The 22,151-nt window shown below is 38.1% G+C and carries 24 protein-coding genes; 18 read left to right on the top strand and 6 right to left on the bottom strand.

Going from position 1 to position 22,151, the window contains the following annotated elements; all coding sequences use genetic code 11:
• Positions 1 to 6 precede the first annotated feature (6 nt).
• The 10 genes from AAEY57_RS10730 (at position 7) to AAEY57_RS10775 (ending at position 9,738) form a co-directional block, all read left to right on the top strand.
• Complete coding sequence (locus tag AAEY57_RS10730; protein ID WP_350607843.1) at positions 7 to 906, top strand: transporter substrate-binding domain-containing protein; 900 nt, start codon at positions 7 to 9, stop codon at positions 904 to 906.
• Between the two features lie 6 nt (positions 907 to 912).
• Complete coding sequence (locus AAEY57_RS10735) at positions 913 to 1,545, top strand: sulfotransferase (RefSeq protein ID WP_350607844.1); 633 nt, start codon at positions 913 to 915, stop codon at positions 1,543 to 1,545.
• A 74-nt stretch (positions 1,546 to 1,619) separates the two neighbouring features.
• Positions 1,620 to 2,192: a MiaE family protein gene (locus AAEY57_RS10740; RefSeq protein ID WP_350607845.1), complete on the top strand. Its 573-nt coding sequence runs from the start codon at positions 1,620 to 1,622 to the stop codon at positions 2,190 to 2,192.
• A 191-nt stretch (positions 2,193 to 2,383) separates the two neighbouring features.
• Positions 2,384 to 3,352, top strand: a complete 969-nt coding sequence (locus tag AAEY57_RS10745; protein ID WP_350607846.1) for an ATP-dependent 6-phosphofructokinase — start codon at positions 2,384 to 2,386, stop codon at positions 3,350 to 3,352.
• Positions 3,353 to 3,474: 122 nt separating this feature from the next.
• Complete coding sequence (locus tag AAEY57_RS10750; protein WP_350607847.1) at positions 3,475 to 3,783, top strand: DUF1090 domain-containing protein; 309 nt, start codon at positions 3,475 to 3,477, stop codon at positions 3,781 to 3,783.
• Positions 3,784 to 4,161: 378 nt separating this feature from the next.
• Positions 4,162 to 4,545, top strand: a complete 384-nt coding sequence (locus tag AAEY57_RS10755) for a response regulator (protein ID WP_013464929.1) — start codon at positions 4,162 to 4,164, stop codon at positions 4,543 to 4,545.
• Between the two features lie 8 nt (positions 4,546 to 4,553).
• Positions 4,554 to 5,459, top strand: coding sequence for an AAA family ATPase (locus AAEY57_RS10760; RefSeq protein WP_036956482.1), 906 nt, complete (start codon positions 4,554 to 4,556; stop codon positions 5,457 to 5,459).
• Positions 5,460 to 5,463: 4 nt separating this feature from the next.
• Positions 5,464 to 6,453 (top strand): DUF58 domain-containing protein, encoded by a 990-nt coding sequence (locus AAEY57_RS10765; protein ID WP_502935493.1) that lies wholly within the window; start codon positions 5,464 to 5,466, stop codon positions 6,451 to 6,453.
• Complete coding sequence (locus tag AAEY57_RS10770) at positions 6,446 to 8,419, top strand: transglutaminase TgpA family protein (RefSeq protein WP_350607849.1); 1,974 nt, start codon at positions 6,446 to 6,448, stop codon at positions 8,417 to 8,419. Before AAEY57_RS10765 ends, AAEY57_RS10770 begins: the two co-directional genes overlap by 8 nt.
• A complete protein-coding gene (locus AAEY57_RS10775) occupies positions 8,416 to 9,738 on the top strand; it encodes a Na+/H+ antiporter family protein (RefSeq protein ID WP_350607850.1) in 1,323 nt (440 codons plus the stop codon). Before AAEY57_RS10770 ends, AAEY57_RS10775 begins: the two co-directional genes overlap by 4 nt.
• A gap of 184 nt (positions 9,739 to 9,922) precedes the next feature.
• On the opposite strand, the gene AAEY57_RS10780 is transcribed toward AAEY57_RS10775, so the two are convergent.
• The 3 genes from AAEY57_RS10780 to AAEY57_RS10790 are packed head-to-tail and all read right to left on the bottom strand — an operon-like array spanning position 9,923 to position 12,031.
• Positions 9,923 to 10,357 carry an acyl-CoA thioesterase gene (locus tag AAEY57_RS10780; protein WP_008114650.1) on the bottom strand — a complete coding sequence of 145 codons (435 nt, stop codon included), beginning with the start codon at positions 10,355 to 10,357 and terminating at the stop codon, positions 9,923 to 9,925.
• Positions 10,358 to 10,362: 5 nt separating this feature from the next.
• The gene (locus AAEY57_RS10785; RefSeq protein WP_350607851.1) at positions 10,363 to 11,181 is read right to left on the bottom strand and encodes a M23 family metallopeptidase; all 819 of its coding nucleotides are present in this window, start codon (positions 11,179 to 11,181) and stop codon (positions 10,363 to 10,365) included.
• Positions 11,174 to 12,031 carry a 6-carboxytetrahydropterin synthase gene (locus AAEY57_RS10790; protein ID WP_350607852.1) on the bottom strand — a complete coding sequence of 286 codons (858 nt, stop codon included), beginning with the start codon at positions 12,029 to 12,031 and terminating at the stop codon, positions 11,174 to 11,176. The genes AAEY57_RS10785 and AAEY57_RS10790 overlap by 8 nt, the downstream gene beginning before the upstream one ends.
• Positions 12,032 to 12,226: 195 nt before the next feature.
• On the opposite strand from AAEY57_RS10790, the gene fabA reads away from it, so the two are divergent.
• Positions 12,227 to 12,742: a bifunctional 3-hydroxydecanoyl-ACP dehydratase/trans-2-decenoyl-ACP isomerase gene (gene fabA, locus AAEY57_RS10795; protein WP_008114654.1), complete on the top strand. Its 516-nt coding sequence runs from the start codon at positions 12,227 to 12,229 to the stop codon at positions 12,740 to 12,742.
• Positions 12,743 to 12,805: 63 nt separating this feature from the next.
• On the opposite strand, the gene rmf is transcribed toward fabA, so the two are convergent.
• Positions 12,806 to 12,976: a ribosome modulation factor gene (gene rmf / locus AAEY57_RS10800; RefSeq protein ID WP_008114656.1), complete on the bottom strand. Its 171-nt coding sequence runs from the start codon at positions 12,974 to 12,976 to the stop codon at positions 12,806 to 12,808.
• 363 nt (positions 12,977 to 13,339) lie between these two features.
• Between rmf and acuR the strand changes: the two genes are divergently transcribed.
• The 3 genes from acuR (at position 13,340) to AAEY57_RS10815 (ending at position 15,506) form a co-directional block, all read left to right on the top strand.
• On the top strand, positions 13,340 to 13,975 hold the full coding sequence (acuR, locus tag AAEY57_RS10805) for an acrylate utilization transcriptional regulator AcuR (RefSeq protein ID WP_350607853.1): 636 nt from the start codon (positions 13,340 to 13,342) through the stop codon (positions 13,973 to 13,975).
• Positions 13,976 to 14,024: 49 nt separating this feature from the next.
• A complete protein-coding gene (gene acuI, locus AAEY57_RS10810) occupies positions 14,025 to 15,017 on the top strand; it encodes an acrylyl-CoA reductase (NADPH) (RefSeq protein WP_350607854.1) in 993 nt (330 codons plus the stop codon).
• Between the two features lie 72 nt (positions 15,018 to 15,089).
• Positions 15,090 to 15,506, top strand: a complete 417-nt coding sequence (locus tag AAEY57_RS10815; RefSeq protein ID WP_008114664.1) for a VF530 family protein — start codon at positions 15,090 to 15,092, stop codon at positions 15,504 to 15,506.
• 56 nt (positions 15,507 to 15,562) lie between these two features.
• Here AAEY57_RS10815 and AAEY57_RS10820 read toward each other — a convergent pair whose 3' ends face one another.
• Complete coding sequence (locus AAEY57_RS10820; protein ID WP_350607855.1) at positions 15,563 to 15,994, bottom strand: DUF3859 domain-containing protein; 432 nt, start codon at positions 15,992 to 15,994, stop codon at positions 15,563 to 15,565.
• Between the two features lie 56 nt (positions 15,995 to 16,050).
• Positions 16,051 to 17,868 (bottom strand): protein kinase domain-containing protein, encoded by a 1,818-nt coding sequence (locus AAEY57_RS10825; RefSeq protein WP_350607856.1) that lies wholly within the window; start codon positions 17,866 to 17,868, stop codon positions 16,051 to 16,053.
• A 239-nt stretch (positions 17,869 to 18,107) separates the two neighbouring features.
• On the opposite strand from AAEY57_RS10825, the gene AAEY57_RS10830 reads away from it, so the two are divergent.
• The 4 genes from AAEY57_RS10830 to tnpB all read left to right on the top strand — a co-directional run bounded on the left by AAEY57_RS10830 (position 18,108) and on the right by tnpB (position 22,003).
• Positions 18,108 to 19,625, top strand: a complete 1,518-nt coding sequence (locus AAEY57_RS10830; RefSeq protein WP_350607857.1) for a leucyl aminopeptidase — start codon at positions 18,108 to 18,110, stop codon at positions 19,623 to 19,625.
• Positions 19,626 to 19,808: 183 nt separating this feature from the next.
• A complete protein-coding gene (locus AAEY57_RS10835) occupies positions 19,809 to 21,278 on the top strand; it encodes a methyl-accepting chemotaxis protein (protein ID WP_350607858.1) in 1,470 nt (489 codons plus the stop codon).
• Between the two features lie 75 nt (positions 21,279 to 21,353).
• Positions 21,354 to 21,656, top strand: a complete 303-nt coding sequence (gene tnpA / locus AAEY57_RS10840; RefSeq protein ID WP_036956872.1) for an IS66 family insertion sequence element accessory protein TnpA — start codon at positions 21,354 to 21,356, stop codon at positions 21,654 to 21,656.
• Positions 21,653 to 22,003, top strand: coding sequence for an IS66 family insertion sequence element accessory protein TnpB (gene tnpB, locus AAEY57_RS10845; RefSeq protein WP_036956871.1), 351 nt, complete (start codon positions 21,653 to 21,655; stop codon positions 22,001 to 22,003). The genes tnpA and tnpB overlap by 4 nt, the downstream gene beginning before the upstream one ends.
• Positions 22,004 to 22,151: the final 148 nt, after the last annotated feature.

Here is a 22,151-nt window from a genome sequence, read left to right on the forward strand (position 1 = left end):
ACGATTATGCGGTTAGCTATTGTTTTTACATGTGTTTATTTTTTCAGTTCGCTGACATCATTTGCATGGGCAATAGAAAATAATAGCAAAAACACCGTTTCTAGTTTGCATGTTGTATACCCCAAAACAATGCGCAGTGGTGAAGATGAAATATTATATCCGTTAGTACTATTAAGAACAGCTCTGCAATTCAGCGGAGAAAATTTTACATTACAACCCTCAAGTATTTCGATGCCACAGAGCCGCGCGTTAAAGCAAATTCTTCATACTGATGAAATAAACGTAGCTTGGACCATGACCTCTAAACAGCGTGAGCAACAATTACTACCCGTTAGAGTGCCTATATTTAAGGGGTTATATGGATGGCGTGTTTTGGTAACTACACAGGATAAAGTGAATACCTTATTAAATATCAATACCCTTAGCGACTTTAAAAGCATACACTTTATTCAAGGGCATGATTGGCCTGACACACAAATACTGCAGGATAACGGTTTAACTGTATCGACATCAATCGAATATAGTTCGTTATTTAATATGTTGATAAAAGGCCGAGGTGATGTATTTCCTCGTTCTGTGTTAGAGGTTGAAACTGAGCTCAATACCTTTAAAGATGAAGCCGTTGCTAACCTCACGATAGTGCCGCACTTATTGTTGCAATACCCAAGTGCAATCTACTTCTTTTTTAGTAAAGAAAAGCCCGAAATAGCGCAAGCGGTTGAGAAAGGCTTAGCTATTATGCGTAAAAACGGTGAGTTTGATCGTTTGTTTAAGGCTTATCATAGCAGTGCGATTGAGCATGCAGATATAAAAAATAAAATTATCATTAAATTAAAAAACAATCAGTTACCCGCATTAACACCCCCTAATGATGCATCACTTTGGTTTTCAGAAAAAGACATTTAAAACGCCATGACACAAAAAATATTTATTATTGGTTTACCACGCACTGGGACGACTAGCGTATGTAATGCATTTTTAGATTTTGGTATACCTACTGCCCATACTGCTTACACTAACGCTTGTTTTGAAAATGCGGTGGCTATCGCAGACACACCTGTATTTAACGATTATCAAACATTAGATAAATATTACCCAGGTTCTAAATTTATATATTTAAAGCGAGAACTTAGCGCGTGGCTGCCTTCAATCAAACAGCTTTTAGTGCGTATGCATACTAATTTAACGCGTGCTGATGGGGGCTTTAATATTCATTTAAAGCGCTGTTACTTAAATACGTTTAGTGATTTTTCACTCGAAAACATTAATCAGGATGAATATTTAACTAATTGTTATAACACTCATTTTAATAGTGCTAATGCTTACTTTGCTGACCGGCCTAATGATTTTTTAGCCATTGATATAGCAAATCCCGAGAGTTTTAATAAGCTATGTGAGTTTTTAAATATTACCAGCAGCTTAGCTGACTTTGAAAAAATGAACATGGGCGGTAAAGTCACTGCATGGAATGATATAAAGCACCCATTAAAAATTGAGTCAACGTCGAAAGGGCGGATTGATAAGTTTTTGCCTTATGAAAGTTAAATTTAAATCGCGATCAAAGATTTTTATTTTTAAATACGCTAAAATCCACGCATTATTTTATAAGTTGTATCCCTATGTTTGAATTAAAATACCACACGCCATTTGAATGGACCGAAGTTGTTTTAGCTGACTTCGAAACCTTTTTACAAGACCACGCTGCTGCTGAGAAAAAAGCATCTGGCATGGCTATGTCAATGCTTTCACATTATCCGGATAAGCGTAAATTAGTTAAAGCCATGACTGACTTAGCTCTTGAAGAGTTAATTCATTTTAAACAAGTGCTTAAACTATTAATTGAACGCGATACTAATTTGGGTGATGATAAAAAAGATCTATACATTAAACAAATTCGTGCACACTTTAGGCATGGTCGTGACGGTTTTTTAATGGACAGACTATTAGTAGGTGGGGTAATTGAGGCGAGGGGACATGAACGTTTTTCTTTAGTTGCCGAGGCACTACCTGAAGGAAAAGAAAAAGATTTTTATGTCGCAATTGCTAAATCAGAAGAAAAACATAAAAATTTATTTGTGGAACTCGCCTACGAATACTTTGATAAGCAAGAAGTTAACGAACGCTTAGACGAGCTACTAACAATAGAAGCCGAAATTTGTAAAAACATTCCTTTTACAGCGGCTCTTCATTAAAAATTACGGTATGTTGTTTTAAAAGCAAAAGTAACATACCAACTTTTCAATTTATAACTGCTCCCTTCATACTAATTAAACAATCAAATAAACCCTAAGTAGATCAACTTTACTGCGCTTACTTTACACAGCCTACTCATAAACAGCTATTATGAATTATTAAAGTTTAGCTTGTCGAAGGATGTGAACCGATGCAACCAATTAAACACATTGCCGTTTTAACCTCAGGGGGCGATGCGCCTGGGATGAACACCGCATTATTTGCCATAGTAAAAACCGCTCAACAACATGGAATAAAAGTGTCGGGCGTTCGAAAAGGGTTTGAGGGTTTAATTGATAATGATTTAGTGACACTTGATTGCAAAAGCCTACAACAAACCATGCACTTAGGTGGTACTGTGTTAAAAACAGCGCGTAGTGAAAGATTTAGAGGTGACGCCGGTAGAAATCTAGCACTAGCTACAATTGAACATAATAATATTGACGCTTTAATTGTGATAGGTGGAGATGGCTCATTTAGAGGGTGTTTATGGTTATCACAAATTACTAACATACCGTATATGGGCATTCCAGGCACTATTGATAATGATATTGCGGGTACAGATTACACCTTAGGGTTTGATACAGCAGTAAACACATCAATGCAATGTATTGATAATATTAGAGATACTGCAGAATCACATAATAGGGTGTTTGTTATTGAAGTAATGGGACGTGATTCTGGTTATATTGGCACTTATGCCGGTTTAACCTCTGGCGCCGATTCGATATTAATACCTGAAAGTGATGTAGACATAACTTATTTAGTGAATAAAATTAGTGATTATCACAGTGAGGATGCTTTTATTGTGGTGGTATCTGAAGGTGATGAAATTGGCGTTGAGCATATATGTGAGAAAATAAGTACCGTTAATCCCAGTATAGATTTGCGCGTAACTAAGCTAGGGCACTTACAACGCGGCGGTAATCCATCTGCAGCGGATCGTATGTTAGCAATAAGATTAGGCGTACACAGTGTTAAGGCTTTATGTGCTGGAGAAAGCGCTAAAATGGTGGGTATTTTAAATAACAAAGTATCAAATACTCCTATGCAAGATGTTGTAAAACAACATGTTATAAATGAAGAGCTGCAAGGGCTGTTATCTGTATTTTGCCGCTAACGACTAATTAAAGAGGAATAATGACCAATGCGAGATAATAAAAACTCTAAAATGACGATTATTAAAGGTATTACAATAAGTTTTTTATTTGCCGGTTCAACAGTCGTATTGGCCAAAGATGATTGTGCAAATTTAACGGGGTGTGCGAAAAAGCCTGTGAAGTTAACCACCAGTTATTAACTGCAAAACGCCAAGGTAATTCACACCAAGTTGCAGGTCTTAATAAAACACTCAATAATACAAACGAATACTGCACCCAGGATGGATTAAAAGCAGAGTTACAACAAAAAATAGATGATACCAATAGCGAAATTGAAGAATATAAAACCGGTCTTAAAAAAGCTAAGCGCCAAGGTAAGCATGACAAAGTTAAAAAGTATCAGCAAAAGCTAAACGACGAAACTAAACAGCTTAAGCAATTAATTGATTAGCTAAATAGTTTGGCTGACTAAAATGTCATTACAGCGTTTTTATATTTAATAAAGTAGAGCATATTACTATAAATAAATAATGCGCGAATAAAAGGGCTAAAATACCATGTTTATAAGTGACGTAATTGCCGACAGTTAGTTTGATTAAGTACATATTTATATTATTTAACATAATATAAATTATAGGTAGTAATATACCTATGCATAAGCAGTGCTCTATTTTAAAAACTTTAAGCCCACTAAGTCCAATACTAGACGGTATCGGACATTATGTAGCTTTAAACAACTATTATGGTTATTCATAGTTATCACCTTGAGGTTCCTTAATGCTTAGCTTAATATTAAAGCACAAGCCGTAAAAAACATTGAAGTATTCATATGGAATTTGTACGCCCACTCGAACCAATTTTAATTATTGATGATGTTAAACAGATCCGCGCTGATTTAAGCCAAGTATTAGCCGGTTTAGGTTTTGATGACATTATTGAGTGCGATAATTTTAATTGTGCTAAACCTCTGCTTATTGAAAAATCACCCAACGTTATATTCTTAGATGTTGATTTACCTGATTCTGAAAGCATTGAAATTTTAGAGTCGATTAACAACGAACACCCTCATGCACATGTTGTTATGTGTTCAGGCCACAATAGCTTTGAAACAGTGCAAAATACCTGGGAGCTAGGCGCAAAAGAATTTATAGCTAAGCCCTTTAACGCGCAAAAAGTTGATGCGGTAATGAAACGTTTAGAACTCATAGATTAAAGGAAATTATGCAGCACATTGTTACAACAATAATTGATGACCTATCTACCGTTATATTTGGTAAACAACAACAAATAAAATTAGCGTTAGCCTGTTTATTTAGTGAAGGCCATTTACTAATTGAAGACTTACCCGGCATGGGAAAAACCACTTTATCGCATGCATTAGCTGCAGTACTGGGGTTATCGTATCAGCGTATACAATTTACCAGCGATTTATTGCCCGCTGATATTATTGGCACCAATATATTTAATAATAATGAACATAGTTTTTCATTTCATAAAGGCCCAATTTTCAGCCAAGTGGTGCTCGCTGATGAAATAAATCGCGCGGGTCCTAAAACACAAAGTGCTTTATTGGAGGCGATGGAAGAACATCAAGTAACAGTAGATGGAGACAAGTACCCGCTCCCTACTCCATTTTTTGTAATTGCGACTCAAAATCCATTATATCAGGCAGGTACATACCCGTTACCAGAATCACAACTAGATCGTTTTTTAATGCGAATAAGTTTAGGGTTTCCACCTAAAGATGCAGAAAAACGGTTACTGTTAAATAATCTAAAACGTGATTATTCGCAGTTACCGCAGCGAATTGAACAACATCAACTTAAGCAAATTCAAGATGCTATATCAAATATCACGCTAAGTTCGCCAGTGGTTGATTATATAATTGAGTTAGTGACTTATACTCGTGAGTCTCAAACATTAACGACTTCGCTTTCCCCAAGAGCCAGTATGGCACTGGCTAAATCGGCCAAAGCGTGGGCTTATATTGAAGGCCGTGATTATGTACTACCCGAAGATGTACAGGCTGTTTTTTCAAATGTGTGTCAGCATCGATTAGGCTTACATAGTGATGCGGGCGATACACAAATAGCGGCCATTTTAAAACATGTTTTAGTGCCCGTTTAGGTAAATGCGTATTTATAAATTTAAGCGCCCTACTTTTATTGACGATATAAAAAGCGCGATTTTAACGGCCTTATTAAAAAATAAGCACAAAAAAAATAGCATCACCTTAAAACATAATACTATTTATGTTTTACCATCCACGCTTGGCGTTTACTTTAGCGTTGTTGCATCATTAAATTTTGTAATGGGGATTAATTATCAAAATAATTTAATTCTGTTTATGGCTTATTTAATGTTTGTGATTATAATTTTTGCATTGTTATTGGGCTACAGTAATGCCAGAGGTTTAACTGTCAGCTTTAAATACGCCATTGACAGTTTTGCGCCTCAGACACCACAGCTAGCTTGGCAAATAGAAGCCGATGATCCTTGCCAATCCATTACATTGAGTTACCCCAAGGATTTAAAAAATGCGTGTTACATTACGCGCGTTAAAAATGAAGTAATAAAATGCCAATTATCATTACCTTACACCAAGCGAGGCTGTTACAAGTTAAAGCCAATAAAAATTGCCAGTAATTACCCCTTTGGTTTAGTCAGTGTGTGGAGTTATATACAACCGAATAAAGCAGTGTATGTTTATCCGTCAATAATTAAAACAACAAATCAAAAACACCAAAACTTAGTTGCAAATAATACCGATGAAGGCACTGAAAAACATAAAGGTGATGATGAATTTGAAAGTTTAATTACTCATTTGCCAGAAATGGGGTTACAGCGAATATCATGGAAGCACTATGCAAAAACACAGCAATTACTTGTAAAACAATTTAGTGATTTTAAATCAGCGGATGCACAATTCGATTTTAACTTAGTCACGGGCGATACCGAACAGCGTTTAGGGCAACTCTGTTTTTTAGTTTTCCAAGCATTTGAAAGTGATATTAATTATTCTTTAAAACTTCCTAATAAATTAATCACTACCAATTCAGGCAAGCTGCATCATCAGCGCTGTTTACAAGCGTTAAGCCAAGTCGGTAATGATAATGAATGAGATTAAAAACCACCGCGTTATTAATTTTGCTCTATCGTTTATTTATTTAGGGCTAGTCAGTTTTTTTACAGAACACTTACCCCTGCCCTTTATTGCAATGCTTAGTGTGTTATGTGGCTGGAATATTTATTTAACGGTTAAACAAAAGCAGAAACCCAACGCGTGGTTTGCTAATGGATTGGCCGCCATTGCATTAATTATTATGCTAAGCAGCATAGGCTTTAAAGATACCGTTGTATTGTTTGTAGCCATGCTTTTATTGTCGTGTGTTTTTAAATTATTGCAGGCAAAATCAAAACAGCATTACCAATTGATCATTACTCTTACGTTCTTTTCACTCTCAGCGGTATATTTGTTTAGCCAAACCATTTTTACTACCTTAGTTATAAGCACCTTCTATATTTTAAACTTTGCGGTGCTAGGGTTATTAGAGTCTAGTCATAGCTTAAAACTCTCTTCAAAACAAAGTGCTAAAATTATGCTACTGGCTTTTCCTTTAGCCGTAATACTTTTATTATTTTTACCTAAACTTCCAGCATTTTGGCAACTCCCAGGGCCCAAAATGGCACAAACAGGATTATCTGAACAAGTCGATCCGTTTGATATAGCAAAGTTATCAAATTCAGATGAACTAGTATTTAGAGCAAAATTTAATGGTACACCACCCCCTACGCCCTATTATTGGCGCGCTATTGTACATGATGAATTTGATGGCGCAGCATGGAAAACATCCTCCTTTTTAAAGCAAGCGTTGATATTACCCGCTAAAAAAAGTACGAGTGAAAATGAGGCTCAGTATACGGTTATAGCTGAGCCTGCTATTTCAGATTGGCTATATGGGCTTGGTTTTTCAAGCAGTGAAACCCCCAATGTTATTGCCAATACTTTAGGTTTATTACGTAAACAACAATATAAATCCAAGGTTTTACAATATGCAGTTAATAGTGAACCGTTATCTAGTACATCGCTTAATAAGTCCCAACAGCGGTTTTATAGCCAATTAACTGTTAGTAATAATCAAAAATCTCATCAGTTAGCGCAACAATTAAAAAATAATAGTGCCAATGCCGATGAATTTTTTAATCAACTTTTAAGCTATTTTTCTAAAAATGAATTTAGCTATACACTAACACCCACCCCCATGCGCGGCGAAAATACGCTCGATCAGTTTATGTTTAATAATAAGCGCGGCTTTTGCGGGCATTATGCCAGTGCCGCTGCCTTTATTTTTAGAAGTGCAGGTATTCCTGCGCGTGTTGTCAGTGGCTATTTAGGAGGCGAGCTAAATAAAAACAGTGATTATATGACTATTCGTCAATACGATGCGCATGCCTGGGTTGAAGTATATACCGGTGCCGGTTGGAGAGTATTTGATGCCACAGCGGTTGTCGCACCCGAGCGGTTAAACGGCTCCTTGTCACAAAGCACCACCCTTAATGACGAATTTAAAAATAATATTAACTTTGGACTCGTTAGTTTAAGTAACTATGCCGCCATTAATTGGCTTCGCCTTGAATTAGAAAACTTAGATTATCAATGGTCTAGTTGGGTACTTGGGTTTGATAAAGACAAGCAACAAGATTTATTTGCTACCTTATTTGGTAATAAGTTTATTTGGCTGGTGCCACTTGGGGTTATTATTATTTTAATTTTGAGTTTTACGGCTTACTTTATTTATTTAAACCGCCCTAAAGCCGCAAAAAAACAACCACCACTGGTAAATGAGTATTATGAAATTATTTTTTGGGCTAATAAACACGCGATTAGCTATCCTGAAAATGCCACGCCAACCCAAACTTTAGAACATATTAGCAACCAAGCTCCCCATGCAGAGCAACAAATAACCGCTTTTTGTGAGTTATTTAAGCAAGTGCGCTATGCAAGGCATCCATTTACTAAAGAACGTAAAAATCAGGCTAAAGATCTGATAAAATTAATTAAATCTACAAAACAGAGAAATCTATGAACGCAGTAATTATCGGCGTTATTTTAATGCTTGGACTCACTTTAGTCCGTGTAAATGTGATTGTTGCAATGACGATAAGTGCACTGGTTGCCGGATTAACCGCTGGCATGGGATTGAAAGAAAGCATCGATGCATTTAATTCAGGATTATCGTCAGGTGCCGAGATTGCTTTAAGTTATGCTATGTTGGGCGCATTTGCCGTGGCAATTTCTAAGTCAGGCCTAACACGTATTTTAGCTGCGAAGTTATTAGCTAAAGTTAATGCACAAACAGATTCGAGTGAAACCCTGCTCAGCTATTTTATCCTGTTTATTATTTTGATTTGTGCTATTTCTTCACAAAATTTAGTCCCTGTTCATATTGCGTTTATTCCTATTTTAATCCCGCCGCTATTAGTGGTGTTTAACAAGTTGCGATTAGACAGACGCGCCATTGCTTGTATTTTAACCTTTGGTTTAGCCACCTCGTATATGGTACTCCCTTATGGGTTTGGTGGAATTTATTTATATTCAATATTACATAAAAACCTAGTGGATAATGGCCTTGAAATAGTCAATACCAGCGTACCTTTGGCGATGATTATTCCTGCTATTGGCATGTTCGTGGGGTTGTTAATTGCGCTGTTTATTACTTATAGAAAACGCCGAGAATATACAAATACCGCCCTTACCGTTGAGAGTAAACAAACAGAAATTGATAACCCCAAAAAAGTAATGATGGTTGGTTTATTTGCTGTTGTTACGTCGTTAATTGCTCAAAATGCCAGTGGCTCTATGATATTAGGCGGCCTAGTTGGCGTGGTTATATTTAGTGTGTTTGGTGTGGTTAAGTGGGAAGAAAACGGCGACGTATTTAGCAAAGGCGTGGCAATGATGGCCATGATTGGCTTTATTATGATCTCAGCACAAGGCTTTGCCGCAGTCATGAAAGAAACTGGGCACGTAGCCAGCTTAGTTCACAGTAGCGCCGCAATTTTTGATGGTAATAAGCCGATGGCTGCGGCTGTAATTTTATTAGTCGGCTTATTTATAACGATGGGAATTGGCAGCTCGTTTTCAACGGTACCTATTATTGCCACCTTATTTGTTCCTTTATGTTTAGAGCTGAACTTTTCGGTTATGGCAACCGCTGCTCTTGTTGGTACTGCTGGCGCATTAGGTGATGCCGGCTCCCCTGCCTCCGACTCCACGTTAGGGCCAACTTCCGGCCTTAATGCTGATGGTCAGCACGATCATATTTGGGATTCAGTGGTACCAACCTTCATTCACTTTAATTTACCGCTATTGGTATTCGGCTGGATAGCCGCCATGGTACTTTAATTTTTAAAAGGTGTGCTTTGTGCACGCCTTTTTATTTTGAAATTTACACCCTCCTTTTTACTTATTATCCCAAACAAACATTAATGCTAAGTTTGTAGCACTAAGAAAATAAAGTATGATGTGTTCTTAATGGGTTTTAATATAAGCACCTAGTTTGGTGCTTATATTAATTTACTATTTCGCGTTATAACTCAAAGCCATGTAGCATTTTATCGCATACTACCGGTGTTGGTCTGTGGTTATCATCCACGGCAACAAAGGTAAAACTACCCGTAATAGCAGAATGCTTATTATCTTTGTGCATGGTTTCTAGGAATATTTCAACATCTACCTTTAGGCTGGTATTCCCTACATGCGACACTTTTGAGATTAATTCGGCAAATGAACCTGCCGGAATAGCCTCTTTAAAATCTACCCTATCAGATGAAATAGTCACTAATGGCTTACGGCAAAAACGGGTAGCTGCTATAAAAGCAACCTCATCCATCCACGCTAATGCATCACCACCAAATAACGTATTGTGGTGATTAGTACGCCCAGGAAATACCGCTTTTGTAACCGATGTGGTCGAATCTTTTATACGCTGCGCAATAATTGCTTCGCGCTCTACTTGAGTCATAATCTCTACTTTTTGTTTGCTAATGTGTCTTGCATCAATAATGCAGGGTCAAGGCGTTCACCTTGCCAATTAAATCGCCAATCTAAATGCGGGCCAGTTACACGGCCCGTAGCACCTATTTCAGCCACTTTCATACCTTGTGTAATTTTATCCCCCACTTTTACATCTAGCTTGCTTAGGTGAATGTAAGTCGAGGTAACACCGTGGCCATGATCTAAAATTAAAGTACCACCTGAGTAATATAAATCTGGTTCAGCAAATACCACGGTACCGCTGATCGGCGCATACACAGGAGAGCCTGTTTTATTTGCTATGTCTAAACCAAAGTGTGGTCTGCGTGGTTCACCATTAAAGTAACGCTGGCTTCCATAAACACCTGAAATACGGCCCTCGGCAGGCCTAAGCACAGGCTGTAAAAAGTACTCTAGGTCAGAGTTAACAGCGCGCGCTTTTCTTACCGCGACCGCTTCACGGCTAATACGTTCACTGACCGCTTTTGGTGGCGATACATATTTTTTTGCAACACCGGTTATTTTATCGATGTTGTAGTCACGAAGGGTTATAACTAAATCTTGGTTGTGGTTTTTTCCACTTTTATCTACCCAGCTTAATGTATGTACAGGTTTTGCATCACGACCAAAACCAAATACAAATAAGCCAGTATCAGATAGCTTTAATGGCTTATCATTTAAGCTAACCGATTTTGCGTTATTTAATTGCCCTGTAACCAAGCCGCCTTGAGTTAAATGCCCTTTTAGTTCAACTGCCAAAGCACTAAAACTAAATGATGCAATTAACGCTGAGACTAATAAGGATTTAAGCATAACTAATTGACCCCTTACCAACGCCTTCATAAGCGGTAATTTTTACGTCTTTTTCTGGGTGCTCTAATTTCACTTGGCCGGCAATATACTCAGCAATACATTCTACTGTGGTATCTATTGGTAAAATGTCGCAACGCGATTCGCTAATAGCCATTTCAAAATAACCTTGCGCGGCTGTATATGCAAAACACACGTCATCCTGTTTGGCGATAATATGCTTTAATTCAGAGGCGCTGATTTGATCTTCGCTGGTAGCTAAGTAAATATCTTGCCATTTATCAGCCCACTGTTTTTGTAAACGAGGCATAGAGATACAACCTAAGCTGATCCCTATTTGTGAACGATGGCCATGAATAATGCGCTGGCAATTACCATCATGCTTTTTAAGGCCATGGCTGTAGTGGTAGTAAAAACTTTGGTTGTGCTCAGGCTTTAATACCAGTTCAATTTTTTCAATATTATCAGGAAGCTGTGGCAGTATTGTGGCAACTAAATACTCTGTAACCGACTCAATGGTTATCTTATCGGTATCTATCAGGCAAAAAGCTTGATGAGGCGCACTCATTGCAAGGTGCTTATTCTCACCAAATGTACAATCTAATGTTTTATGATCAGCAAATTCATTAATGCTACCGTTTATGTTATTTGGAACAGCTAAACGGTGATCAATACACTCATCAATAATACCTTTTATTTGCTTTTTAACTAAGCCAAAGTCTAAAACCATAGACTCTTCATTTAGTTTGCCATGTAAAGTCAAATCAACAATCCAACTTTCGCCAACTGCACCGCGTTTATTGCATAAGTAAGAAAAATCAATCACAGTGAGTGAGTTAACAAAAAGGGTCATAAATTTCCTTTAAACTGATTAAAAGTCAGCCCTAATTATAATGATTTCTGTTAGTAATTGCGCGGTTTAATCATACTAAAATCAGTTGCATTGACTGATTGGCTATATTTAAACCATTTTTTAACTGCTCCGAGTTGTTTAGCGTACAAGTGTACGCTAAAGTACGGGGCAATTTCTAAGCAAAGATAAAGTGTTATGGAACCTAAAAATAGCTATACAAAAGAAGATTTGATCCTTTGTGGTCAAGGTGAAATGTTTGGTGAAGGAAATTGTCGTTTACCAAGTGACAACATGTTAATGATGGATCGTATCATCTCTATCACCGATGATGGTGGTGAGCACGGTAAAGGCCAAATTATTGCTGAGCTAGATATTGACCCTAGCCTTTGGTTTTTTGACTGCCACTTTAAAGGCGACCCTGTAATGCCGGGTTGTTTAGGCTTAGATGCAATGTGGCAACTGGTTGGGTTTTTCTTAGGCTGGTCTGGTGGTCCTGGTCTTGGTCGTGCATTGGGTGTAGGTGAAGTTAAATTTACTGGTCAAATATTGCCAACAGCTAAAAAAGTAACTTACCGTCTAGACATGAAACGCGTTATTAAACGTAAGTTGTTTATGGGTATGGCTGATGGAACGGTAGAAGTAGATGGCCGCGTTATATACGAAGCAAAAGATTTAAAAGTGGGCTTATTCCAAGACACTAGCGCGTTTTAGTTTTAACGCACGCAACAAAAAAGCCTCTAACTAGAGGCTTTTTTGCTTAAATTCGTTGTGAGTTTATGTTTTATACATATTGCGATTTTCTATTGCCTCGCGCCAACCACCAAGCCACTCAGACTTAGGATCAACTTGTTGATAAGGGCAGTGCTCTTTTGAGCGACCAGCTAAACCAGCTTTAAAACCTTGAGAATGAGCTCTTTCTAAACGATCTCTTTTCTGTCTCTTCATCGGTAAAATCCTCACCTTTATATTTATATTTTTGTAGCATTAAATTCATCTACATTTAATAAATAGCCAACAAAAATGTTAAATTCAAACACAAAATACAATTAATTTGTTTGACTTTAACTAAGCTGCTGATGCAATGATAAATTAATTTAAAAATAATTTTATTGCTCAACTTTAATCAATTTAACTTTATTAAAATGTTCCGATACATCGGTTCAAAACACATAAGTGTCATATTTGTGACTAACAATATACCCTTAAGTTCCCAATTAATTTGTAATCAAAAAAAGAACGTGAGTGCTGTTTTAAAAACATTCCAAATAAAAGCTTGATTAATTAAAACCGTTCGGTCTAATATAAAGCATGAACAAAACACCAGCTGTTGCAACTAGGCGTGGCCGCCCACCCAAAATAGCCAGAGACAGTGCCGATACAAAAGCGCTGCTCATTCGTGTGGGCTTAGAAACCTTAACTGAGTTTGGCTTTAGTGCCACCGGGCTCGACACCATATTAAAAAAAGCAAAAGTACCTAAAGGCTCCTTTTATCATTACTTTAAAAGTAAAGAAGCCTATGGCTTGGCTCTTGTTGATGCCTACGACGGTTTTTTTATAAATAAACTTAAATTTTACCTAGAGCAATCTGAAGTCCCCGCACTCGAGCGCATTGTTAATTTCACACAAAGCGCAATTGCTGGAATGCAAAAGTATGATTACAAACGCGGGTGCTTGGTCGGTAACTTAAATCAAGAGCTTAATCATTTAAGTGACGACTTTAAAACTCGTTTAATGCAAAGCTACATCGCTTGGCAACAACAATTAAAACGATGTTTAGATTTAGCCCAGCAGCAACAAACTATTAATCCACACATTAATACCGAACAAATGAGTGAATATTTTTGGGTGGGTTGGGAAGGCGCAGTAATGCGAGCTAAACTAACCCAATCAAGTAAGCCACTTACTTTATACGCAGAAATGTTTTTACGCGCATTACTCAGTTAATGCATTTTTTACTATTAATTTAAAGACGATCGGTCTAAAAGGAAATCTAATGAGCAATTCTATCAAAGCTATTGTTATAGATAAGCAAGACGACAACTACACTGCAGCTCTAAGCACCATAAACAGTGACGATCTGCCAAACGAAAATGTATTAATTGATGTGCTTTACAGTACCTTAAATTATAAAGATGGCTTAGCCATCACGGGTAAAGGCCCTGTTGTACGTAGCTTTCCTATGGTGCCGGGGATTGATTTAGTGGGTACAGTGACTAGCAGCGACAGTGCTGAATTTAAAAGTGGCGACCACGTTATTTTAAATGGTTTTGGTGTTGGCGAAAAGCACTGGGGTGGCTTATCTCAAAAAGCAGCACTGAGCAGTGATTGGTTAATTCCCCTACCCGCTAACTTATCACCTAAACAAGCTATGCAAATTGGTACTGCCGGTTATACGGCAATGCTCAGTGTTATTGCACTAGAAAAGCAAGGCGTTACTCCCGAGTCAGGTGAAGTGTTAGTCACCGGTGCTAATGGTGGCGTAGGCAGTTTTGCTATTTATTTACTAAGCCAGCTAGGTTATCAAGTAACCGCAGCAACAGGTCGCATGGAACAAGCTGACTATTTAAAATCATTAGGTGCAACTAATGTAATTGATAGGAATGAGTTTTCAAACTCTGGTAAACCTTTGCAAAAAGAACGCTTTGCTGCTGCAATTGATTCTGTAGGTAGTCACACACTTGCTAATATTTGTGCCTCACTTAAATATGGGGGGGTTGTTACTGCTTGCGGGCTTGCTCAAGGTATGGACTTACCGGCCTCGGTTGCACCATTTATTTTACGTGGGGTTTCATTAATGGGTATTGATAGCGTTATGCGCCCTAAAGCGGATCGTGTTGAAGCATGGGATCGTTTAGCTTCATTAGTTAATGCCGATTACTTGGATAAAATTTCAACTGAAATAAATCTTGATCAAGTCATTGAAAGCGCCGAGCAACTAATGCAGGGCCAAATTCGTGGTCGTGTAGTGGTTAATTGTCAAAGTTAAGCATTTTTGCTACTAAACTCTCGTTATTAAATTTATAATGTTCGCTGATTTTTTAATAACGAGAGAACACCTATGAGCAACCAAGAACTTTTCAGTAATAACCCACTGCAAGGCGTTAAATTAGAGCAAGTGGTTGAAGAACTGGTTGAGCAATATGGGTGGGAACTCCTGCATGCCTACTTACAACTTAACTGCTTTAAAAATAACCCTGACATTAAATCTGCAGTTAAATTTTTGCGTAAAACCGAGTGGGCACAACAAAAAGTAGATAATTTCTATTTGTACCGTCTTAAAAACTTACCTCGCCCAGATGACGTACAATACGAACTACCGCCACGCGACCGTATTATCCCTGAAGGTGACAAACCGGGTGAACCATGCGAGTTAAGCTTTTCTGATGCTAAGCGTATTCAAGAGAAAAAAGCAGCCAAGCAACGTGCCCGTACTCGTAAACAACGTTCAAATTCAAGTAACCCTTGGGGTAACTAAGCTAATTTCATAAAAGAGCTAACTTTATTGTTAGCTTTTTTTGCTTAATGAAGAAATTAATAGCCTCGGTGTTTCCAAAAGTCGTCTTCTGTTTTGGTTTTTTCATTGATAAGATTAAATGTCTTATCAGCAATGACTTTTCCTGCTAATGATAAGGTCATACGCCAGTTACCTATTTTATCTTCTATAGGCTCCCACACGGTGTCGCCTAAATAAAACGACCAATCGTTATCTTTAACATATACATTCCCCTCAAAAGGCAGCATCACTTCGCCATCGGCATCTATAATACCGGGATGATAAATACAATAATGTAGTTTTTCGCTTTTCGCTTTTTTGATATTTACTATTAAACCAAATTCTACATCAAGTTCTGCTTTTACTTGCGTAGTGAATTGCGTGATTTGTGGTAACGCTTTGTCAGCTTTGTCCCATTTGGAATATATACCGTAACTTTCTAATGTAATTTGTGGTTTAGATTTTGCCATTGAAATTTCTATTTTTTCTTTCTATTGTTAAGCCACCAGCCTCAGCGACTGATTTATTAATTAAGTCGTTGTTTTGGATTTTTAGGATAATAATTGCTGGGTTGCTGCTCGCATAAACTAAACTCGCGGGTATTTTTATAAGGTAACTTCATAAAGCCAGCCACCCCCACGTCGGTAATATTTACCGCGTATTGCATAAGTTTATTTAGTAAACGTTTAAATTCTACTTCTTTGCTGGCATCGAGTAATCGATAGTAATGATGAATTTTCATCCTATCTGGCAGCGCTTCAAAAATAATACAACCCGTATGATGTATCTGGTTTAGCTCAAATACACATTTAATCACTTTTTTAGGCAGTTGCAATTGTTCATCGGGATCTTTACCATCTTCAAAATATGAATGCGGACGGGTTACATCGCTGGCTTTTACATTAACCACTTCATAATCAAGTTCAGGTAACTGGTTAAATTTAAACGCACCGGTGCCATCGCGTTCTAGCTGAATCGTTTTACGGGCATCAAATAAACAACACTTAAATAAGCCCTTTTGACTAATCGCTTGCGCAAGCATTACAGTATTATTTACCGCATCAGTAAACGCGGTTGCTAAAGCTTCATCGTGCATAATAAGTGATGACTCAACATACAAAGAATCATCTTTCCAATGAAAACTCAGCCCCCCTACTACAGGATACTTCGCTAAGCGACTAATAGAGGCTAAAAACGCTTTTTCGGTATCCCCAGTATCAAACAAAAATTCTTTGTAATACCTATCTAACTGAGCATCGTTTACATCGAGTAATTGCTGTTTATGGTCGGCTTGGCGTAAAAACTGTTTTCGGGAACTATATACAACGGTTTCGGGCTCAGGATCTTGGCTAAACCAAAAAGGAATGCGTGCTTTAGTGTCTTGCATTGGTAGCTCTGGTAAAAATGCTTTTGCCATAGTTTCTATGTTACGCATAAAATAGTCGCCAGCTTTATCCCTTACACTACGCTCTTTTGAAAGCATGTTGTCAATTACATTCGCCAGCTCTTTAGGTAGCATTAAACTACTGGCCGGAATAGCCTGAGCGCCAAATCGGCAAGACTGAGCCGATGCAAGTGCATACAAAGTTGATGCAACCCCCTGCTCATCAAAACGAGGGGATGACTTTTCACCAGACATTTGCGCATCACCAATAAAATACACATCACCCATTCGCGCGTTAGTGGTGCTTAAATCACCCGACATTAAATCCATAAAATTACTGGCAATAGGGTTGCCTTGTTCATCTAATTGGGCATATACCGAACTCCCCCAATCAACCAATGAAAGCTGCTTTTCATTTTCATCCCAAACCAAGTTAGAGGGTTTAATATCACCATGTACAATAGGCTGCGGGCTTAAACCATTTTTATGACGACGTAAATCAAGCAACACATTTCTTAATTTAACCGCTAAGCTCATTATTTTGGCGGCCGGTAAGCGCCCTTGCTTTAGTGATACTTTTTCAAGGTCTTCACCAATAGCGCGCGCCATCATCAAAATGCCTTGTTTTTTTATTCGCTCAAAACCATAAAATGTTGGCACTAAGGGATTTTTGATTTGCGAAAGCATATACGCTTCATCTTCAAGGCGATCACGTACACTTTGCGCGAGCGTTATTCTTGAAAATTTAAACACCCAAGGCAGGCCATGTTCATCATCCCCTGCAAATACAAACCCAAATGCCCCTGAGCCAATCATTTCTACCTTTTTATACCCAAGCAAAGTGAGCTGTTTAATACAAATATTAAGCCACTGACGATGTTTTTTTGCATCACGGTGTGACAGCAAATAAACAGACTGTTCTTCGTTAATATAAAAGTTGCGAATTTCTTTTGCTTTCAATGCAGATTCTCTAGGTTAGTGGTTAAAAGCTGCGTAATGCCTTTATGTTTGATAGTAACGCGAGCATTGTTTTAATTAAACCTTTAAGCATGACAATATGTTTATCAAGCCGTTATGTCATGGTATTTAGTCATGATTTAGACGTATATCGCTGATATTTGCGGTTTCACCGTATCCTACTTACCCATAACAGCCTAAATAGGGTAAAACACCCCTTTAAATTATTCTTGGGTTAAAAAATGAAACGTATTATAAAAGCCTCTTCAATCGCGCTTGCACTAGGTATGTGTATTAATGCACAAGCAGCAGACTTTAATTTTTCTTCAAAAGTAGACAGCGACGCAAACACGCTGGTTGTATTTTATAGCCAAGATGGCAACAACAGCCAATTTAAAACACTTGATAAACAATTCGATGGCCAATTACAACGTATTATCGATATAGAAAACTTTACTGGCGATTACGCAAAAGTCGCGCAACTTGTCGCGCCTAGTAAAAGTAACTACGGCCGTATTTTGGTTGTAGGTACAGGTAAAACAGACGAATTAAATAAAGCAAAAGCGGCTAAGTTAGGCGGTAATATTCATGCTCGCCTAGTTAAAGCTAAAGCAGGCACTGCCAGTGTTATTTTTGAAGATGTAACGGGGGCAAACGATAACGCTGCACTTGCTGCTAATTTTGCCCATGGTGCAAACTTACGCGATCACCGTTTTGAAAACTACAAAAAAGAACCAAGCACTGAAACAGTTAGCTACACATTTGATGTTGATAACACCAAGCAAACTCGCAAGCTTTACACCCAATTAGAAAGCATTCAAGCCGGTGTGTTTTTAGCCCGCGATTTAACCTCTGAAGTCGCTACCGAAATGACACCTGTTGATTTTGCTAATGCGGCAAAAGAATTATCATCTTTGGGCGTAACCATCAAAGTATTGGAGCCTAAAGAAATAAAAGAACTGGGTATGGGTGCATTAGAAGCTGTTGGCCGAGGTAGCCAGCAAGGTGCCCGTTTAGTGGTTGCCCATTATAAAGGCTCTGACGATACCCCTATTGCCCTTGTTGGTAAAGGCATTACATTTGACTCAGGTGGTTACAGTATTAAAACCGGTGCGTCTATTGCACGTATGAAATCAGACATGGCTGGTGCTGCTGCCGTACTTGGTACTGTAAAAGCAATGGCGTTAGCTAAAGCAGATAAAAACGTAGTAGCCGTTATGGGAATGGCAGCTAATATGGTATCGCAATTTGCTGTTGCTCCAGGTGATGTTGTTCGCACTGCTGAAGGCTTAAGTGTAGAAATATTAAATACCGATGCTGAAGGTCGTTTAGTACTAAGTGATGCAATGTGGTATGCACGTGAGCACTACAAACCAGAGGTCATGATTGATGTTGCAACCTTAACGGGTTCTAAAATTCGTGCTGTTGGTAATGAATACGCAGCGGTATTCTCTGATGATGACACGCTAGTATCTCAACTTACTCTTGCAGGTAAACAAGTAAACGAAAACCTATGGCGCTTACCATTAGGTTATAAAGATATGTTGAAGTCTGACATTGCTGATATAACAAATGTAGGTTCAGGTGGCCCTGGTGCAACCACAGCCGCTACTTTCTTAGAGCATTTTGCTGGCGACACCCGTTGGGTGCATATTGATATCGCAGGTAATGCATTAGTGAAAAAAGGCAAAGATGAGCTTTCACCAGGTGGAACGGGGTTTGGTGTTCGCTTATTAAGCGAATGGTTATTAGCTAACTAATTGTTTATTAATACTAATAAAAGCGCCAAAGTAGGTTTACTACTTTGGCGCTTTTTGTACGAAAACAGTTTTATAGAGCTCAATACATCACTATTAATAAATCCTTAAAAGTGTGTTTATTATTTGATTTTGTTTGATTTATAGTCAAAGATAGAAGGAACAATTAGTAACGAGGTCAAAGGAATGAAAATAACCTACCTGCTCTACAGCATTTTTTATTTAAGCATTTGTTTTCTTTTCTATTTTGAACAGCTCTCCACCATTGCTGCAGCAATTATAGTGCTGTTATCTGCAATTTTTTATATAAAACCAGCAAAATCTGAATCAGCAAATAACAATTCGTCACTAGGTGCCGTGCAGTCGTTCAATAACAAAATTGCACAAAACATTACCAAAGCCACCTCAAAAAATGCCATAGGCGCAGCTGAAGTGTCATTTTATGTTGATAGCTTATCTAAAGAAATAGACGCTTGTTATAACGAGAGTGAAACTGTCGGGCGTGCCACACACGAGCTTTCACAAAATAGTACTGAACTCAGTGACAGCATGACCACTATTAATCAAGCAATGGTACAAACAGCGCAAGCCTCAAGCTCTGCCGATAGCCGCTTACAAACGGCCACCAGCCAAATTGATTCGTTATCTGGCTCTATAGATAAAGTGGCCCAGCAATTAGATTTATTATTGAAAAGTGCCAGTGATATACAAAGCATTACCCAAGTTATTCAAAACATTGCAGAGCAAACCAACCTACTTGCTTTAAATGCAGCCATAGAGGCCGCTCGTGCAGGTGAGCAAGGTCGTGGTTTTGCGGTTGTTGCCGACGAAGTGCGTAACCTAGCAAATAAAACCAATGAAGCAACCAAACAAATTGCAGACATGCTTACAGACATTAACGCCAACAGTATAAAAACCAATGAAGATATGAAGCAGGTTTCACAGCAAAGTATTTCTGTAAAATCAGAGCTAGAAAACGTGACTCAATCCTTTTTAACGATTAACCAAGATATTGGTGCCTCATCTACCGCGCTTGATAGTATGCATCAGTCTGTTTCTGCATTTCAGCATGCAACCACACAAATAAATAGCTCAGTCACTAGCATCAGTAGTTTATTGGGCGAAGTTACTAAAAAAGGCAGTACAATTTCTCAGCAAGCGTCTTCTTTATCGCTGGGATCAGAATCAATATTTAGAGAGCTTGAAAACATAGAGTATGACGCATTCTTTAAACCAATCCTGATATCGGCTAAACACGCCAGTAAAGCAATTGGCGAATGTTTTGAGGGTTGGATCCAAAGCGGAAAAATAACCCAGCAACAACTTTTTTCGCAAAACTATAAACCCATCGAGAATACTAATCCAACCAAGTACACAACCGATTACGATAAACTTACAGATCAATCACTGCCGGCTATTCAAGAACCAATTCTGGAAAATAAAGACATAATTTTTGCAGGAGCCGTTGATACTAAGGGCTACTTTCCTACTCATAACAAACGCTATAGCCAAGCCCTAACCGGTAACTTTGAAAAAGATTTAGTAAACAACCGTACTAAACGTATTTTTAATGACCTGACAGGAATTCGCTGTGGTAGCCACACCGAAAGCTTTTTATTACAAACCTATAAACGTGATACCGGTGAAATACTGTAACCGTCGGCTAAACCACACCTAAACATTTATTTTATATTCGCTAAGCTCATTTCTTTTTAATCACAGGAGTGAGTTATGCAAACCAATCGAACACAACAATGGCTAGATTTAATTCGCCGACAACCAGGCTCTGGTTTAAACATACAAGATTTTTGCCAGCAAAATAACTTAGCAACGTCCACTTTTTATAAGTACCGCAAACAATTAACCGCCCAATCTAGTTTCAGCAAAGTGACCATTCAAACTGAACAAACCCGTTTGCAAGAAATTGTTGAGCCTGCCCATATCACACTGACTTTGCAGGTTGGAGAATTAAAATTGCCAGGTTCAACCTCTGCACAGTATTTGTCTGATTTGATTAGAGGTTTAGTTAAATGAAAATGTTTGTTGAGCCAAGTGACATTTACCTGCACCGCCCAGTGGTGGACTTTCGAAAATCGATTAATGGTTTAGCTAATATTGTTGTCGCTGAAATGAATTTAAATGTGATGTCCGGTGCTTTATTTATCTTCTGCAACAAAAGCAAAGATAAACTCAAAATCCTTTACTGGGATAAAACGGGGTTTGCTTTGTGGCATAAGCGATTAGAAAACAATAAGTTTAAATGGCCGAATGCCGAGCATGAAAACCAGCTTGTTTTATCTGAGCAACAACTGCACTGGCTGCTCGATGGCTTTGATATTGTTGGTCATAAACCGCTGATTTTATCAAACTTGAGCTTATAACTTTAGATCATACCTGATCAGCTTTTAATCTGAATAACATGCAGATAATCAGCGAGTTACAGGGTAAAATACCCCTATGACTGAACTAGAGCAGCAACTTCTCAAACGCATTGCCGAACTTGAAAAACAAGTAACGGATAAAGATTCC

The organism is Pseudoalteromonas sp. MER144-MNA-CIBAN-0113, from assembly GCF_040308965.1.
Lineage (GTDB): Bacteria > Pseudomonadota > Gammaproteobacteria > Enterobacterales > Alteromonadaceae > Pseudoalteromonas > Pseudoalteromonas tetraodonis.